Origin of the sequence: Streptomyces sp. NBC_01622, from assembly GCF_045209635.1 — a bacterium.
Taxonomy (GTDB): Bacteria; Actinomycetota; Actinomycetes; order Streptomycetales; family Streptomycetaceae; genus Streptomyces.
The window spans coordinates 10,981,226-10,998,031 of sequence record NZ_CP109293.1; the positions used below are offsets into that span (position 1 = coordinate 10,981,226).

Genomic DNA, 16,806 nt, shown 5'->3' on the forward strand with positions numbered 1-16,806 from the left:
CTTGGGGGAGGGGCGCGGGACGTTCGGCAGGACGGGTGAGGTAGTAGGGGGCGATCGGCGTGGGGCGTCCGGAGAGTCCGCTGGATCCTGAGACCGGACCGGTGCAGCGGTTTGCGTACGAGTTGCGTCAACTGAGGCAGGAGGCAGGAGGGATCACCTATCGGGTGATGGCCGGCCGGGCCGACTTCTCGGCGGCCACGCTGTCCGAGGCGGCGGCCGGCGAACGCCTCCCGTCCCTGCCCGTCGTCCTCGCCTACGTCCAGGCCTGTGGCGCGGACCCCGGTGAGTGGGAGGGGCGTTGGCGGCGGGCGGCCGAGGAGGAGGCCGGTCGGCCCGAGGAGGACGAGGGTGCCACGCCGCCGTATCGGGGGCTGGCGCGGTTCGGGCCGGGTGACAGCGGTCGCTTCTTCGGCCGGGATCAACTGGTCGCCGATCTCGCGGAGTTGGCGCTCGACAACCGCTTCGTGGCCGTCGTCGGGACGTCAGGCAGTGGCAAGTCGTCCCTGCTGCGGGCCGGGCTGGTTCCGGCATTGCGCGGCGAGGCCTGGCCGGGTGCCCGCCCGGTGGCCGTACGCATCCTCACCCCCGGCGAGCATCCGGCGCGTACCCACGCCCGAGCACTCGCCCCGGCCGAGACCACGGGGGACGGGGACACGTGGGTGATCGTGGACCAGTTCGAGGAGGTCTTCACGCTCTGTCAGGACCCCGCCGAGCGCACCCGTTTCCTGGACCGGCTGCTGACCGCGTCCCGGCCCGGCGGGCGGCTGCGGGTGGTGATCGCGGTGCGCGCGGACCTCTACGGGCGGCTCGGTGAGCACCGCGGCCTCGCGGACGCGCTGCGCGGTGCGAGCCTGCTCGTCGCCCCGATGAGCACGGGTGAACTGCGTGAGGTCGTCGTCAAGCCCGCGACGGCCCAAGGCTTGACCGTCGAGCGCGCCCTGACCGACCGGATCATCGCGGACGTGACCGACCGGCCCGGCGGCCTCCCGCTGATGTCCCACGCGCTGCTGGAGACCTGGCGCCGCCGACGGGGCCGCACACTGACGCTCAAGGGGTACGAGGCCGCTGGTGGTGTCCGGGGTGCGATCACCCAGACCGCCGAGGACTTCTACGGCAGCCTCTCCCCGCAGGAGGCCGTGCTCGCCCGTCAGGTGATGCTGCGGCTGATCGCTCCGGGCGAGGGCAGCGACGACGCCGGCCGTCCCGCCCGCCGTGCCGAGCTCGACGCCGACGGCACCGGCGAAACGGCTGTCGTACTGGACCGGTTGGCCCGGGCCCGGCTGATCACCCTCGATGACGACACCGTCGATCTCGCCCACGAGGCGCTGATCACCGCGTGGCCCCGGCTGCGCGAATGGATCGACCGGGACCGCGAGTTGCTGCGCCGGCACCGTTTGCTCACCGAATCGGCCGTGGCGTGGGAGCAGTTGGACCGCGACGCAGGTGCCCTGTACCGAGGGGCCCGGCTGACCGCGGCCGAGGAAGCCTTCACCGCCTCCGGGAGTGTCGACCAACTCACGGTGCTGGAGCGGGAGTTCCTCACGGCGAGCCTCCGGATGCGGGACGCCGAGGAGCGCGTGGCGGCTCGTGCGACCCGCCGACTGCGGTCCCTGATCGCGGCGTTGGCCGCGCTGCTCGTGGTGGCGGTCATCGCCGCCGGGCTGGCGTTCGACCAGCGGCAGGGGGCTGTCAGCGCGCAGCACACGGCCTTGTCCCGGCAACTCGCCGCCCAGTCGGCGGCGTTGCTGGACACCAACCCGGACCTGGCCTCACTGCTCGCGGTCCAGGCCTACCGCACGAGCCCCAGCGCCGAGGCCGTCAGCAGTATCTATACGGCTGCCGCGTTGCCGTTGCGGCACTCTATGACCGTCGGCGGCAAGGTGCGGTGGGTGGCGTTCAGCCCGGACGGCCGCACCTTGGCCACCGCGAGCGCCGACGAGACCGTGCGGCTGTGGGACACCGCCACCGGCACGCTGCGGGTCACGCTCGCCGGTCACACCGGGCCCGTCCGGTCGGTGGCGTTCAGTCGGGACGGCCGCACCCTGGCAGTCGGCGGAGAGCACGGCCTTGAACTCTGGGACCTGGCCACGGGCACCGTCAGCGTCAGCCTCGCCACTCACGGCTTTGTCGCCGCGATGGCATTCAGTCCCGACGGCCGTACGGTCGCGGCGGCCTCAGGCAGGACGGTGAGCCTGTGGGACGTGGCCTCCCGGAAGATCCGTGCCACGCTCAAGGGCCACACCGACTCTGTCTGGTCGTTGGCGTTCAGTCCCGACGGCCACCTCCTGGCCACCGGCAGTACCGACGGCACCGCACGGCTGTGGGCCACGGCGACCGGGAAGGCGCGGGCCGTCCTGCATGGCAATGGCGGCCAGGTGAGCTCCTTGGCCTTCAGCCCCGACGGACAGGCCCTCGCCGGCGTCGTCGGCTACACCGTCCGGACCTGGCCGGTACGGGCAGCAATGTCGCCCCACGGCGCGAGCAGTACCGGCCACGTGCTGCTCTCCAACCACCCCGGTGCGGAGTGGTCGCTGGCCTTCAGCCCGGACGGCCGCACCCTGGCCACCACCGGGTACGACAAGACACTGCGGCTGACGGACCTGGCCACCGACGAGACCCGGTTCATCACCACCGGGCACACGGAGGGAGTGAACTCGGTGGCCTTCAGTCCCGACGGCCGCACCCTGGCCACCGGCAGCGACGACCGCACGGCCCGGCTGTGGCAGCTGGACACCGGACAGGTCCGTACCGCTCTCAGCAGCCGCACCGGTTCCCTCAGTTCGGCGGCCCTCAGCCCCGACGGCCGCACCCTGGCCACCGGAGGTGCCGACGGGAAGACCCGTCTGTGGAACACGGTCACCGGGACCCTCCGGGCCACCCTCACCGGCCACACCGCTCCCGTCCAGTCCCTGGAGTTCAGCCCGGACGGCCGCACTCTGGCCACGGGCGGCTTCGACCGGACCGTACGGCTGTGGGACGTGCGCACGGCGAGGACTCGCCTGGTCCTGCCCTACACGGCCGAGGTCATGTCAGTCTCCTTCACCCCGGACGGCCGCAGCCTGATCACCCGTTACAACAGCCGTTTGAACGAGCTGCGACAGTGGGACACGACCACAGGCAAGGGGCGCACTCTCACCACCCGGCACACCAAAGCCATATGGTCCGTGGCCGTCAGCCCTGACGGCCACACGCTGGCAACCGGCTCGTACGACAACACGATCCAGCTCCAGGACCTCGCCACCGGCACCACCCGGGCCACCCTCACCGGCCACACCAGCGGTGTCCTGGCGCTCGCCTTCAGCCCCGACGGAAAGACCCTGGCCAGCGGCAGCGCAGACCGCACCATACGTCTGTGGGACGCGTCCACCGGGCAGCAGCGGGCCGTCTTGAGCGGACACGGTGACCAGGTGCGGGCGGTGGCCTTCAGCGCCGACGGCCGCACCGTGGCCAGCGGCAGTGACGACGGCACCGCGCGTCTGTGGGACGCGGCCACCGGGCGGCTGCGGGCCACGTTGACCGGCCACACAGGGCCTGTACGGTCCGTGGCCTTCACCCCGGACGGACACACCCTCGCCACCGGCAGCACCGACGGAACCGCCCGACTGTGGAGCCTGACACTGCTCGACCCGCAGCAGGCCGTCGACAAGATCTGCGCCGCCGTACACCGGGACCTCACGCCGCTGGAACGGACCACCTACCTCGACGGCCACCGGGACGCGACCTGCTGACCCGACCGGCTTGCTCCCCCACCCCCGACGGTGTGGCGGCGCTGCCCTGAAGGCCGGGTTGGGGAGACTCGCGGTCCGGCGCCGCGCGGGTGGCGGGTTCCCCTGGCTGGCTGGAGACACGTGGTGCGACTTCCCCTGCTGCGGGCCGTATTGGCGACCTCGGTGCTCGTGGCGTCCGGAACGGCCGCCGCCGCCCCGGTCCGGGCGGACGGCAAGCCCCGGCCCCGGGCCGTCGACGATCTCGCGCGGTACGTCAACCCGTTCGTCGGCACCGCCCCCGGCGGCCCCAACTTCGGACACGGCGGCGGCGCGGGCAACACCTTTCCGGGAGCGTCGGCGCCGCTCGGCGGGATGCAGTGGAGCCCGGACACGGTGACGTATCAGCACGGCGGCTACTCCTACGGCGACAATCGCATCCGCGGCTTCAGCCTCGCGCACATCTCCGGAGCCGGCTGCGCCGCCTACGGCAACGTGCCCTTCATGCCCACCCAGGAGGCCGTGCCCCCGGCCTATGCCACGTTCTCGCACGCCAATGAGCAGGCGGCGCCCGGCAGTTACCACGTCACCTTCGACAACGGCATCGGCACCGACCTGACCACCACCCAGCGCTCGGGCATCGCCCGCTTCACCTATCCGGCCACCGACACCCGCCCCGCCGCGGTGAGCATCGACGCGGCCAAGGCGTTCACCGCGGCGACCGGGTCGGTCGACATCGGTACCAACACGCTGTCCGGGTACAGCGACAGCGGCGCCTTCTGCAAGTCGAAGAACCGTTACCGGCTCTACTTCCAGGCCACCTTCGACCAGCCCTTCGCCCAGGCCACCCATCCCGACGGCAAACCGGGCGCGGCCATGGTCACCTTCGCCCCCGGCGTGCGCAGGGTGACCGTCCGGGTCGGCGTCTCCTTCGTCGACGTCGAGGGCGCCCGCCGCAACGCGCTCACCGAGCAGGTGGCACGGTCGTACGACACCGTGCGGCAGACCGTGCGCGCCGACTGGAACACCTGGCTGAACCGGGTCACCGTCGGCGGCGGTACGGACGCCCAGCGCCGGGTCTTCTACACCGCGCTCTACCACGCCCTCCTGCACCCCAGCGTCTTCAGCGACACCGACGGCCGCTACACCGGCATGGACGGGCTCGTGCATCGCACCCGCACCGGGCACGTGCAGTACGCGAACTTCTCCGGCTGGGACGTCTACCGCTGCCAGGTCCAGCTGCTGGCGCTGCTCGCCCCGCGCGAGGCCTCCGACATCGCGCAGTCCGTCCTCAACCAGGGCCTCCAGGCAGGGTACTTCGACCGCTGGACCCTCGCGAACGGCGGCAGCGGTGTCATGGTCGGTGACCCGCTGCCCGCCATCGCCTCCGCGATCCATGCCTTCGGCGGCACCGACTTCGACGCCGACGTCCTGCTGCGCACGGCTCTCGCGGACCGCCAGGACGACCGGCAGCGGCCCGGACACGCGCAGTACGACACCCTCGGCTATGTGCCCGCCGGTACAAAGGGGGTGTGGGGTTCGGTCTCCACCACCCTCGAATACGCCGTCGCCGACTACGCGCTGGCCCAACTCGCCCACCGGCTGGGGGACTTGACCGCGTACAACACCTTGCTGCGGGCCTCCGGGAACTGGCGCAACCTCTTCAACCCCGCCACCGGATACATTCAGCCCCGCGCCGCCGACGGCACCTGGCCGGCCTTCACCCCGGCCCAGAAGACGGAGTACGCGGAGGGCAACGGGGCCCAGTACACGTGGATGGTGCCGCAGGATCTGCCCGGACTGTTCGCGGCCATGGGCGGCGCCGCCGCCGTCACCGCCCGTCTCGACACCTTCTTCAGCAGCCTCAACGCGGGCGCCTCGGAGCCGTACGCCTACCTCGGCAACGAGCCCTCCTTCGGGACCCCTTGGGCGTACACCCACGTCGGCCACACGGACCGCGCCGACGCCGTCGTCCACCGCGCGCTGTCCACGCTGTTCAGCGACGTACCCGGCGGCCTCGTCGGCAACGACGACCTCGGCGCCATGTCGTCCTGGGCGGTGTGGGCGAGCCTGGGCCTCTATCCCGAGGTCCCCGGCAGCGCCCAACTCGCCCGCACCGCACCCCTGTTCACCACCGCCACCGTCCACCGGGGCGACGGCACCACGCTCACGGTCGGCTCCGCGTCGCCCAGGCACTCACTCCGGCAGCCGCCCAAGCGCTCACTGCGGTAGCGGACTTCGTGCGGGACGGGCCGCCGGTCCGGGAACGGCCGTCACCTCGGTCGGTGCGAGTGCGCCGTGCGGTCCGTCGCACTCCACCACCACCCGTACCGGCGCGCCGCACGCGGTGTGCCGGACGTCCAGCACCTGGCCCTCCGGATCGGCCGCGTACGTCTCGCCCCACTGCCGCAGCGCCATGAGGATCGGCCACAGATCGCGGCCCTTGCCCGTCAGCCGGTACTCGTTGCGCGTCCGGCTCCCCGCCTCCTGGTAGGGCACGGTCGTCAGGATGCCGACCGCGACCAGTTTGCGGAGCCGGTCGGACAGCACCGCGTCCGAGAGCCCGATATGGCGCCTGAAGTCGTCGAAACGGCGGACCCTGATGAAGGCGTCCCGCAGGATCAGCAGGGTCCACTTCTCGCCGACGAGATCGAGTGTGCTCTGGACCGGACAGTTCTCCGTGCTCACATCGAGCCATTCCATGCCGCCACCATAGCCACCTGGCTCTGTCATTGACAGTCAGCTGCGACTGGATCTAGCTTCTATTGAAGAAGCCAGCAGAGGAGGCAGCACCGCATGGGACGGTCACGCACGTACGAGTGGCAGGATCCGGGGATCTCGGCAGCCGCCGTAGGAAAGACCACGGGTCTGGAATTCCTGCGGGAAGTGACCGCCGGACGGCTCCCCGCGGCACCCATCGGCGCCACCCTGAACTTCACCGTCGACGAGGTGGAGTACGGGCGCGCGGTGTTCTCCCTGATACCGGGGGAGGAGCACTACAACCCCATCGGCAGCGTGCACGGCGGGGTCTTCGCCACCCTGCTCGACTCGGCGGCAGGCTGCGCGGTGCAGTCGACGCTCCCGGAGGGAATGGGCTACACGTCGCTCGACCTGACCGTGAAGTTCCTGCGTCCGGTCACCGCCGACACCGGCCGGATCCGCGCCGTCGGCACCGTCCTCAACGGCGGACGGCGCACCGCGCTCGCCCAGGCCGAACTGCTCGACGAGAAGGACCGGCTGCTCGCCCACGCCACCAGCAGCTGCCTGCTGTTTCCCGTCCCCTGACCGTCGTCCGGCCGGAAAGAGTCGTAGAAGAGGAGTCCGCCTGTCCCCCGCGCAGGCGGATCCGTACCGTCAACTCCCTTGATCCTCACGGACTCGGGCCTTGCAGGCACGCTGTGAAGTTTGCCGCAACCCGTTGCCGTGGTGGTATGGGGAGAAGTACGTACGTGGATGTGACACAGCGGGATCGTGAGGGCGTATGACGGTCGGGGTGACCGGGGCGTATGAGCGCATGCTGGCGGTGGCGGTGGCGGCGCTGCACGAACGGGATCCCGCGCGGCTGTGGCCGATGGTCGCCGCGGCACTGCCGGGCCTCTGCGGGGGCGAGGCGCTGATCTACAAGCTCGGCGAGTGGACGGACCGGACCGGCGCGATGGGACTCTCGCCCGCCGCCGAGGTACACTTCGGACGGATCGACGACGAGGCGATGACCGTGCTGCGCCGGGGCTATCCCTTCGCGGACCACTACTTCACGGCCGGTGCCGCCCGCCGCCCCGGAACCGCCCACCGGATGGCCGGCAAGGGCTGGGCCGACAGCCGCACCGCGGGCACGATCAGCCGCCTGATGGACGCCGACCACGTCCTGGCCATCCCGCTGCCCGGCACGGCCACCCCGGTCACCGGAGCCCTCGTCTACCGGGCCGGCGCCGACTTCACCGAGGACCACGTCCGGGCCGCCGAAATGATCCAGCCCCTGCTGGCCGGCGTGGAACAGCAGCGGCAACTCCTCGAACGCTGGCGCGCCACCCAGGCCCCGCCCGAGATACCCGAGGACTGCCGCCTCACGCCCCGCCAGGTCACCGTCCTGCTGCTCCTCGCCGACGCCCTCACCGCCTCGGCGATCGCCCACCGCCTGGGCATCTCCGTGCGCACGGTGCACAAGCACGTGGAGAGCCTGTACCGGAAACTGGGCACACGCGACCGGGTGAGTACGGTGCTACGGGCGCAGGAGATCGGCCTGCTCCCATCCCGCACGGGACGCTGAACCGCCGAGCCGCCGCACCGACAGGAGCTCACCTTCGTGACGTACGACATCACCGCCCTGCGCGCCCTGTTCCCCGCCCTCAGCACCGGAACCGCCCACTTCGACGGCCCCGGCGGCACCCAGACACCGCGCCCGGTCATCGAGGCCATCACCCGGGCGCTGTCGAACCCCCTGTCCAACCGGGGCCAGGTCACGGCGGGGGAGCGCAACGCCGACACCATCGTCACCGGCGCCCGCCAGGCCATGGCCGACCTCCTCGGCGCGCACCCCTCGGGCATCGTCTTCGGCCGCAGCGCCACCCAGCTCACCTACGACCTCGCCCGCACCCTCGCCACGACGTGGGCGCCCGGCGACGAGGTCGTGGTCACCCGCCTCGACCACGACGCCAACATCCGCCCCTGGACACAGGCGGCCGAGCGGGCCGGCGCCACCGTCCGCTGGGCGGACTTCGACCCGGCGACCGGTGAACTGACCCTCGACCACCTCCGCGCCGCCCTCTCCGCACGCACCCGGCTCGTCGCCGTCACGGCCGCCTCCAACCTGATCGGCACCCGGCCCGCGATCCCCGAAATAGCGCGCCTGGCACACGAGGCGGGAGCGCTGTTCCACGTCGACGGAGTCCACTACACCGCGCACGCCCTGGTCGACCTCGGGCAGCTCGGTGCCGACTTCTTCGTGTGCTCCCCGTACAAGTTCCTCGGCCCCCACCTCGGCGTCCTCGCCGCCCGGCCCGAACTGCTGGAGACCCTGCGGCCGGACAAGCTGCTCCCCTCCTCCGACGCGGTCCCCGAGCGCTTCGAACTCGGCACCCTGCCCTATGAGTTGCTCGCCGGTACCAGCGCGGCGGTCGACGTCCTCGCGGGCCTCGACGCGGAGGCCGCTGGGAGCCGCCGCGAGCGGTTGACGGCCAGTCTCGCCGCGCTCCACCGGCACGAGGAGGTCCTGCGCACGAGCATCGACATGGGACTCGCCGCCCTGGACGGCATCACCGTCCACTCCAACGCGGCCGACCGCACCCCCACCGTGCTCCTCACCTTCGACGAGGCCCTCGGCGCACACGCCACGCAGGACGCCTCCCGCTTCCTCGCGGAACGCCACGTCCACGCCCCTTCCGGCTCCTTCTACGCCATCGAGGCCTCCCGCCGCCTCGGCCTGGGCGACTCCGGCGGCCTGCGCATCGGCCTCGCGCCCTACACCGACACCGAGGACGTCGACCGGCTCCTCACCGGACTGGAGCTGTTCCTGAAGCGGCCCTAGCGATGATGGAAAAAAGATGTGCCCGATGACGGGATAATGATGGATTCCACCCCTTCAACAATGCCCTGCGCCGCACCTACCGTTACGCCCAGGTAAACGGCCTGGTCGCCGGTCGATCGGCGCTTCGGACCAGCTACGACGGTCGCGAGGGTTTCTGGAGGGAGAAGGCAATGGCGCCTGTGGAACTACTCATCGGAAGCCGATGGCAGGCATCGGCGGGGGAGGGACGGACCCGGGACGTCACGTCCCCCTTCGACGGCTCGACCGTCGGCACTGTGGCAGTGGCGGGACCCGAGGACGTCGAGCGGGCCCTCGCCGCGGCCGAGCGGGGCGCCGCGGTCTGGCGGCGTACACCCGCCCACGAACGCATGACGATCCTGCTGCGCGCGGCGGAACTCGCCGACCAGCGGGCCGCCGAGATCGCGCGGACCATCAGCTCCGAGTCGGGCAAGACCATCACCGAGGCCACCGGCGAGGCATCACGCTCCGGCGACCTGATCCGGCTCGCCGCCTTCGAGGGCACCCAACTCTACGGCGAGACACTGCCGTTGGACGCCAACCGCGGCACCGGCCAGGACAAGGTGGGCTTCACCCTGCGCCAGCCGTGCGGAGTGGTCGTGGCCATCACGCCGTTCAACTACCCCGCGCTGTTGGTGCTCCACAAGCTCGCCCCCGCGCTCGCGGCCGGCAACGCGGTCGTCCTCAAGCCGGCCACCTCCACCCCGCTGACCGCGCTCGCGCTCGCCGAGTGCTTCGTGGACGCCGGGCTGCCCGAGGGCGTGCTCTCGGTGCTCGTCGGCTCCGGCGGTGTGCTCGGGGACCTCCTCGTGACCGACCCCCGGGTACGGAAGATCTCCTTCACCGGCTCCACCGCGACCGGCGAGCACATCGCCCGCGTCGCCGGCGTCAAGAAGCTCTCCCTCGAACTGGGCGCCTCCTGCCCGGTCGTCGTCCTCCCCGACGCCGACATCGAACTGGCCGCGAGCGCCGTCGCGTTGGGCGGCTACGTCAACGCCGGACAGGTGTGCATCTCGGTCCAGCGCGTGATCACACACCCGTCGATCACCGGCGACTTCCTCGACGCCCTGGTCCCGAAGGTGAAGGCCATCCGGACCGGCGACCCGTCCTCCGCAGACACCACCATGGGCTCCCTCATCACGACCGTCGAGGCCGAACGCGTGGAGCGCGCCATCGCACAGGCCGGCGCGGACGGCGCCCGTGTCCTCACCGGCGGCGAACGCGACGGAACCGTGGTCAGCCCGGCCGTCGTGGCCGACGTCGACCCCAACTCCCCTTTCAGCCAGCAGGAGTTGTTCGGACCCGCCGTCGCCGTCAGCTCGGCCGCCGACTGGGAGTCCGCCATCGCCCAGGCCAACGGCACCGCCTACGGCCTCGGCGCCGGCATCTTCACCTCCGACGTCGCGGGCGCCGTCCGCGCCATCCGCGAGATAGACGCCGGCTCCGTCCACATCAACTGGACGCCCCTGTGGCGCGCAGACCTCATGCCGTACGGCGGCCTGAAGGGCAGCGGCTACGGCAAGGAAGGCCCGCGCGCCGCGGTCAGCGAGATGACCGAGGTCAAGACCATCGTCCTGCACGGCCGCCCGTGGTGATCCCGTCGCGTCCCCGTACATCCCCGCATTCAGGAGCCGACACATGACCGACCGGACGCAACAGGGCACGGTGCGCCTCACCGTCGCCCAGGCCGTCGTCACCTACCTCTCCCGCCAGTACTCCGTGGCCGACGGTCATCGTCGCCGTCTCGTACCGGCCGCGCTCGGCATCTTCGGGCACGGCAACGTGGCCGGCCTCGGCCAGGCCCTGGACCAGCTCAGCGACCAACTCCCGTTCGTCCAGGGCCGGAACGAGCAGGCGCTCGTCCACATCGCGACCGCCTACGCCAAGGCCACCAAGCGGCACTCGACCCTCGCCGTGACCGCCTCCATCGGTCCGGGCGCCCTCAACATGGTGACCGGCGCGGGCCTCGCCACCGTCAACCGGCTGCCCGTCCTGCTGCTGCCCGGCGACACCTACGCGACGCGCCACCAGGGCCCGGTACTTCAGCAGCTCCAGCACCCCATCGAGGCCGACGCCTCGGTGAACGACGCCTTCCGGCCCGTCTCCCGCTTCTTCGACCGCATCACCCGCCCCGAGCAGCTCCTCACCGCGCTGCCTGCCGCGATGCGGGCGCTCACGGACGTCGACACCGGAGCGGTCGTCGTCTCGCTGCCGCAGGACATCCAGTCCCACGCCTACGACTACCCGGTCGCGTTCTTCGCCGAGCACGACTGGCCGATCCGCCGCCCCGCGCCGGACGCCGACGAGGTCGCCGCGGTCGCGCGGCTGCTCGCCGAGGCCGAGAAGCCGCTCATCATCGCCGGCGGCGGGGTCGTGTACTCCGGTGCCACCGAGGAGTTGGAGGCGCTCGCCGAAGCGGCGGGCGTCCCGGTCGTGGAGACCTTCGCGGGCAAGGGCGCCGTCCAGCGCCGCGCCTGGTGGCAGCTCGGCGGTATCGGTCTCGAAGGCACTCCGGCGGTCAACACCCTTGCCCGGGAAGCCGACTTCGTGCTCACCGTGGGCTCGCGGCTGACGGACTTCGCCACCGCCTCGCACTCCATTTTCGAGAACCCGGACGTGCGCTTCGCCAGCATCAACGTCAACGTGCACGACGCCGGCCGCCTCGGCGCGACCGGCATCGTGGCCGACGCCAAGCGGGCCCTCGCCGCGCTGACGGACGTCGTGCGGGCCAACGGCACGACCACGTCGGCCGGTTGGCAGGAGAAGGCGCGCACCCTGGACGCGCGGTGGCAGGAGGAACGTACCGCCGCGCTCGACCCGGACACCCCCTTCGACCTCGCCTCGCTGCCCGCCGACTCCGACGTCGTGCGCGACACCGAAGCGGCCCTCACCCAGGGCCAGTTGATCGGACTGCTCCAGGAGCATGCACGGCCCGGCGACACGATCATCGCCGCCGCCGGCGGTCCGCCCGGTGACCTGCAGAAGGTGTGGGACGCCACCGAAGGGCGGTACGCCCACCTGGAGTTCGGCTTCTCCTGCATGGGATACGAACTGCCCGCCGCGATCGGCGTCCGCTTCGCCGAACCGGACCCGGCCAAGCGCGTACTGTCGCTGCTCGGCGACGGAACCTTCCTCATGGCGCCGACCGAACTGGTCACGGCCGCGCAGGAACGGCTCCCGATCACGATCGTGATCCCCGAGAACCACGGCTACCAGGTCATCCACCGACTCCAAATGGGGCGCAACGGACGGGAGTTCGGCAACGAGTTCCGCTACCGCGACGGCAGCCTGGAGATCGGCTCCGGCAAGTCCGCACGCCTGGAGGGCGACTACCTCCAGGTCGACCTCGTCAAGACCGCGGAGGGCCTCGGCGCACGCGCGCTGCGCGCCACGACCGCCGACGAGATCCGTGCGGCACTGGCCGACACCCGCGACCACAACGGCCCGGTCGTCCTGGTCGTCCCCGTGATCCCGCACGCCGACCTGCCCGGCGCCGGTGTGTGGTGGGACGTGGCCCCCGCTGAAATCTCCGAGCAGGAAGCCGTCGCGCAACTGCGCGCCGAGTACGAAGAGGGTCTCGCGTCCCAGAGGTGGTACGGATGAACCTGAACCGCTCACCCCTGGACCACGGCCGCCTGCGCGCCCGACTCGCCGCCGGAGAAGCCACGTTGGGCACCTTCGTCGGCACCGCCTCACCGGTCTCCGCCGAGGTGTGCGCCGCCGCCGGCGCCGACTGGCTGCTGCTCGACCTCGAACACGGTGCGGGCGGCGAGGAACAGGTCCGGACGACCGTCCCGGCCGCGGCGGCCTACGGCGTCCCGACCGTCGTACGCGTGGAGTCCGCCGAACGCATCCGCATCGGCCGCGTCCTCGACCTGGGCGCCGCCGGAATCATGCTGCCCCGCCTCGACACGGCGGCCGAAGTCACCGCGGCGCTGCGGCACTTGAGGTACCCGCCCGCGGGGGACCGGGGCGTGGCCACCTACAACCGGGCCTGCCGTTTCGGCCTCGACGCCGGAGCCCTGGACCGGGAGGGCGAACTCCTCGGCGTGGTCCAGATCGAATCGGCCAGTTCCCTCGCGGAGGTCGAGGCGATCGCCGCCCTGGACGGCGTCGACGTCCTGTTCGTCGGCCCCCGCGACCTCAGCCACGACCTCGGCGTGCCCGGCGACTTCACCGCGCCGGTCTACCGGGAGGCGCTGGAGCGCGTCCGTAAGGCCGCCGCCGCACACGGCAAGGCCTGCGGACTGCTCGTCCCCGACGGCGCGTCCGCCGCCGCCAAACGAGCCGAGGGCTGGACGTTCATCGGCATCGGCTCCGACGCGACTCTGCTCGCGGCTGCCCTGTCCGCGGCGCTCGGCGAGGCCCGGGCCCAGGACTCCGAGGATTCCCAGGAGGCACGATCATGACCCCCGACACCCCGGGCGCCGCACGCGAGATCGGCGTCGGACTGATCAGCGTCGGCTGGATGGGCAAGCTCCACAGCCGCGCCTACCAGGCCCTCCCGTCCGTCTACCCCGAGCTGGGCATCAAGCCCCGCCTCGTCCACGCCGCCGACACCGCCGAGGACCGCGCGGCCTACGCCCGCGACGTCCTCGGCTACGCGCGGGCCGGCACCGACTACCGGGCCGTCCTCGACGACCCGGAGGTCGAGGTCGTCTCGATCTGCGCGCCCAACCTCCTCCACCACGAGATAGGCGTCGCCGCCGCCAAGGCCGGCAAGCCGTTCTGGATCGAGAAGCCCGTAGGACGCGGCGCCGAGGAGACCGCCGAGGTCGCCGCCGCCGCCCGCGCGGCCGGCGTCGTCACCTCCATCGGCTACAACTACCGCCACGCCCCCGCCGTCGAACGCGCCCGCGAACTGATCGCCGAGGGCCGCCTCGGCCGTATCACCAACGTCCGCGCCACCTTCTTCTCCGGCTACGCCTCCGAACCCAAGGGCGCCCTGTCCTGGCGGTTCAAGCGGGACCTCGCCGGACACGGCGCGCTCGGCGACCTGCTCAGCCATGTCGTCGACCTCGTCAGCTATGTCGTCGCCCCGATCGACGAGGTCTCCGCCCTCACCAGCACCGTCTACACCGAGCGCCCGATCCTTCCGATGGGCTCGGGCACGCACTTCGCGGTGATCGAGGACGGCGAGCTGGCGCCCGTCGAGAACGACGACTACAGCGCCGCACTCGTCCGCTTCCACGGCGGAGCGGTCGGAACCCTGGAGGCCTCGCGCATCATCGTCGGCCCGCAGTGCGGCATCGGGTTCGAGATCTACGGCACCGACGGCTCGGTCACCTGGAACTTCGAGCGCATGAACGAACTGCGCGTCGCCCTCGACCGCAGCGGCCCCCAGCAGGGCTACACCACCGTGCTCGGCAACGGACACATGGGCGACTACGCCAGCTTCCAGCCCGGCCCCGGCAACAGCATGGGCTACGACGACCTCAAGGTGATCGAGGCCAAGAAGTTCCTCGCCGCCGTCGCGGGCATCGAGCACCACAACTCGACCATCGAGGACGCGCACGCCGTCGCCGAGGTCATTGCGGCAGCCGCGGCCTCCGCGGAAAGCGGCGCCTGGCAGCCGGTGCCCGCGGTGCCGGGCGCGAACTTCGGCCATCCGGTGCGGAGTTGATCCCATGACCGAACATGTGGTGGTGGGCCTCGGCCCCGTCGACACCGACACGGTAGGACCCGTCCTGGGGGAGGGGGTCACCTTCGTCACCGATCCCACGCCCGAGGACCTCGCGGTCGCCGAGGGCGCCATCGTGCGCGCCGACCGGCGGGTCGACGAGGAGCTGCTGCGGCGGGCGCCGCGGCTGCGGGTGATCGCCCGCACCGGCGTCGGTGTCGACCTGGTCGACGTGGCGGCGGCCTCCGCCCGTGGCATCCCCGTGGTCATCACCCCGAACAGCGGCAGCCGGGCCGTGGCCGAGGGCGTCTTCGCCATGGCCCTGCACCTCACCAAGCGGCTGACAGCGCTGACCGAACTGGTCCGCGACGGCCGCTGGGCCGCACGGAACACCGTCCCGGTCGGTGACCTCGACGGCGCCACCCTCGGCATCGTCGGCTACGGCCGCATCGGCCGCCGGGTGGGCGAACTGGCCGCCGCCTTCGGGATGGTGACGCGCGCCTACGACCCGTTCAGCCCGCCCCCGGCCGAGCTCTCCGTCGTAGACCTCGATGAACTGGCCGCGTCCAGTGACGTGTTGACCCTGCACGCCCCGCTCGTCGAGGAGACCCGGCACCTCGTCGACGAGCGGCTGCTGTCCCGCGTCAGACCGGGCGCGATCCTGATCAACTGCGGACGCGGTGGGCTGCTCGACCCGGACGCCACCCTCGCCGCACTGGAATCGGGGCGGCTGGCGGGCGTAGGACTGGACGTGTTCGATCCGGAACCGGCTCTCTACCATCCACTGTTCGATCATCCCAGCGTGGTTCTCACCCCTCATCTGATGGGTATGACGCGCCGGGCGATGACCTTGACCTTCGTGGACGCGGCGCGTGGTGTCGCGGACGTCCTCGCGGGCCGGCCGCCGGCCGCGGTCGCCAACTCCGACTGGAACCTCAGAAAGGCCACAGCATGACCACCTCCCCCCTGAACAGGATCGCCGGTGCCCCCATCTCGTGGGGCGTCTGCGAAGTGCCCGGCTGGGGCTACCAGTTGACGCCCGAGCGGGTGCTGAACGAGATGCGCGAGGTCGGCCTGTCCGCCACCGAGTTCGGCCCCGAGGGCTTCCTGCCCGCCGAGCCCGGCGCCATGGCCCGCACGCTCGCCGACCACGACCTGCACGCGGTTGGCGGCTTCACCCCGCTGCTGCTGCACGTGCCCGGCCACGACCCGCTGCCCGAGGCCGAACAGCTTCTCGCGGGTTACGACGCCTCGAAGGCGGAGGTGCTGGTCCTGTCCGCCGTCACCGGCCAGGACGGCTACGACTCGCGCCCCGAACTCGACGCCGACGGCTGGAAGCTGCTGCTGTCCAACCTCGACCGGGTCGCCTCGCTCGCCGCCGAACGCGGGGTGCGCGCCGTCCTGCACCCGCACGTCGGCACGATGATCGAGAACGGTGACGAGGTCCGGCGCGTCCTGGAGCACTCCGCGATCTCCCTCTGTCTCGACACCGGCCACCTCCTCATCGGCGGCACCGACCCCGCCGAACTCACCCGCCAGGCCCCCGAGCGCATCGCCCACACCCACATGAAGGACGTGGACGCCTCCCTCGCCGCCAAGGTCCAGGACGGACAGCTCAGCTACACCGACGCCGTCCGCAAGGGCATGTACCGCCCGCTGGGCGCCGGCGACGTGGATGTGCAGGCCATCGTCACCCACCTCAGCGCCCGCGGCTACGACGGCTGGTACGTCCTGGAGCAGGACACCATCCTCACCGAGGAGCCCAAGGCGAAGGGCCCGGTCGAGGACGTGTGGGCCAGCGCCGAGCACCTGCGCTCGGTGCTGCGCGGCGTCGCGTAGCCCGTATACGGGCCTGATGCGCTTTTGATGTGTTCTGAGGGATTGACTGATGTGCCGAGATGATCTCAGAATGCCGGAGCGATCGGGCGCCGCGTCTTTTC

12 protein-coding genes are annotated in these 16,806 nt (G+C 71.7%); 11 read left to right on the plus strand and 1 reads right to left on the minus strand.

The annotated features are described in order from the left end of the window. Window positions 1-101: 101 nt before the first annotated feature. Window positions 102-3,728, plus strand: a complete 3,627-nt coding sequence (locus OH768_RS50765; RefSeq protein ID WP_406464166.1) for a hypothetical protein — start codon at window positions 102-104, stop codon at window positions 3,726-3,728. 120 nt (window positions 3,729-3,848) lie between these two features. Continuing rightward, window positions 3,849-5,936 carry a GH92 family glycosyl hydrolase gene (locus OH768_RS50770; RefSeq protein ID WP_406464167.1) on the plus strand — a complete coding sequence of 696 codons (2,088 nt, stop codon included), beginning with the start codon at window positions 3,849-3,851 and terminating at the stop codon, window positions 5,934-5,936. Here the strand turns inward: OH768_RS50770 and OH768_RS50775 are convergent. Further along, a complete protein-coding gene (locus tag OH768_RS50775) occupies window positions 5,925-6,407 on the minus strand; it encodes a winged helix-turn-helix transcriptional regulator (protein WP_406464169.1) in 483 nt (160 codons plus the stop codon). The two genes, OH768_RS50770 and OH768_RS50775, sit on opposite strands and share 12 nt — an antisense overlap. Window positions 6,408-6,500: 93 nt before the next feature. Between OH768_RS50775 and OH768_RS50780 the strand changes: the two genes are divergently transcribed. The 9 genes from OH768_RS50780 (at window position 6,501) to OH768_RS50820 (ending at window position 16,705) form a co-directional block, all read left to right on the plus strand. Further along, a complete protein-coding gene (locus OH768_RS50780; RefSeq protein ID WP_406464171.1) occupies window positions 6,501-6,989 on the plus strand; it encodes a PaaI family thioesterase in 489 nt (162 codons plus the stop codon). Window positions 6,990-7,185: 196 nt separating this feature from the next. Then, a complete protein-coding gene (locus OH768_RS50785; protein ID WP_406464172.1) occupies window positions 7,186-7,971 on the plus strand; it encodes a response regulator transcription factor in 786 nt (261 codons plus the stop codon). Window positions 7,972-8,007: 36 nt separating this feature from the next. Continuing rightward, window positions 8,008-9,228, plus strand: a complete 1,221-nt coding sequence (locus OH768_RS50790) for a cysteine desulfurase-like protein (RefSeq protein WP_406464173.1) — start codon at window positions 8,008-8,010, stop codon at window positions 9,226-9,228. Between the two features lie 170 nt (window positions 9,229-9,398). Further along, window positions 9,399-10,841, plus strand: coding sequence for an aldehyde dehydrogenase family protein (locus tag OH768_RS50795; protein WP_406464175.1), 1,443 nt, complete (start codon window positions 9,399-9,401; stop codon window positions 10,839-10,841). A gap of 43 nt (window positions 10,842-10,884) precedes the next feature. Next, a complete protein-coding gene (iolD, locus tag OH768_RS50800) occupies window positions 10,885-12,849 on the plus strand; it encodes a 3D-(3,5/4)-trihydroxycyclohexane-1,2-dione acylhydrolase (decyclizing) (protein ID WP_406464176.1) in 1,965 nt (654 codons plus the stop codon). After that, complete coding sequence (locus OH768_RS50805; protein ID WP_406464178.1) at window positions 12,846-13,655, plus strand: HpcH/HpaI aldolase/citrate lyase family protein; 810 nt, start codon at window positions 12,846-12,848, stop codon at window positions 13,653-13,655. Before iolD ends, OH768_RS50805 begins: the two co-directional genes overlap by 4 nt. Beyond that, a complete protein-coding gene (locus OH768_RS50810) occupies window positions 13,652-14,869 on the plus strand; it encodes a Gfo/Idh/MocA family protein (RefSeq protein WP_406464180.1) in 1,218 nt (405 codons plus the stop codon). Before OH768_RS50805 ends, OH768_RS50810 begins: the two co-directional genes overlap by 4 nt. A gap of 4 nt (window positions 14,870-14,873) precedes the next feature. After that, on the plus strand, window positions 14,874-15,821 hold the full coding sequence (locus OH768_RS50815) for an NAD(P)-dependent oxidoreductase (RefSeq protein ID WP_406464181.1): 948 nt from the start codon (window positions 14,874-14,876) through the stop codon (window positions 15,819-15,821). After that, entirely contained in the window at window positions 15,818-16,705 is an 888-nt protein-coding gene (locus tag OH768_RS50820; RefSeq protein ID WP_406464183.1) for a sugar phosphate isomerase/epimerase family protein, read from the plus strand. The genes OH768_RS50815 and OH768_RS50820 overlap by 4 nt, the downstream gene beginning before the upstream one ends. Window positions 16,706-16,806 lie beyond the last annotated feature (101 nt).